The organism is Stenotrophomonas sp. HMWF003 (assembly GCF_003061285.1).
Taxonomy (GTDB): domain Bacteria; phylum Pseudomonadota; class Gammaproteobacteria; order Xanthomonadales; family Xanthomonadaceae; genus Stenotrophomonas; species Stenotrophomonas maltophilia_AP.
In genome coordinates, this window is sequence record NZ_QAIW01000394.1 from 4,587 (window position 1) to 5,540 (window position 954).

Annotated in this window: 1 protein-coding gene; it reads right to left on the reverse strand. The window is 67.8% G+C overall.

Annotated elements, in window-relative coordinates; genetic code table 11:
• The coding region (gene aspS / locus DBR34_RS23610) for an aspartate--tRNA ligase (RefSeq protein ID WP_258224043.1) at positions 1 to 954 on the reverse strand (954 nt) is incomplete at both ends.

A 954-nucleotide genomic window follows, 5' to 3' on the forward strand; every position in this document is an offset into this window, starting at 1 on the left:
ATTCGAACATCGGGAAGTCGGTGACCCACAGCGGGGCCCACCCGGCGGCGACCAGGTTGAAGTCCTTGCCAGCCTTCAGGCGCAGCGCGCCCATGAAGTCGGACACCTTGTTGTAGCCACCGGCACCGAAGAACACGATGTCGCCGTTGCCGGCGCCCACGTGGGCCACCAGCGCGGCGAAGGCCTCTTCGCTGAAGAACTTGGCGATCGGCGAGCTGACTTCACCGGTGTCGCCGATCTTGATGTAGGCCAGGCCCTTGGCGCCGTACTTGGCGGCATGTGCGGCGTACTCGTCGATCTGCTTGCGGCTCAGGGTGGCACCGCCGGGGATGCGCAGCGCGGCCACGCGGCCGTCGGCGTCGTTGGCGGCGGCGGTGAACACCGGGAACTCACTGGCCTTGACCAGCTCGGCCACGTCCACCAGCTCCAGCGCGATGCGCAGGTCCGGCTTGTCCGACCCGAAGCGACGCATCGCCTCGGCCCAGGTCAGGCGCGGGAAGCTGGCGTCCAGCTCGACGTCCACCACTTCCTTGAAGATGGCGCGGATCATGTCTTCGACGAAGTCCTGCACGTCGCGCTCGCGCACGAAGGCGAACTCCATGTCCAGCTGGGTGAATTCCAGCTGGCGGTCGGCACGCAGGGCCTCGTCGCGGAAGCAGCGCGCGATCTGGTAGTAGCGGTCGAAGCCGGCCACCATCAGGATCTGCTTGAACAGCTGCGGGCTCTGCGGCAGGGCGTAGAACTCGCCCGGGTGCATGCGCGCCGGCACCAGGAAGTCGCGGGCGCCTTCCGGGGTGGCCTTGGTCAGGATCGGGGTTTCGATGTCCTGGAAGCCGGTGGCGTCCAGGTGGCGGCGCAGCGCCTGCACCAGCTTGATGCGGGTGCGCTGCATGCGCTGCATTTCCGGGCGGCGCAGGTCCAGGTAGCGGTACTTCAGGCGGGTTTCCTCGCCCG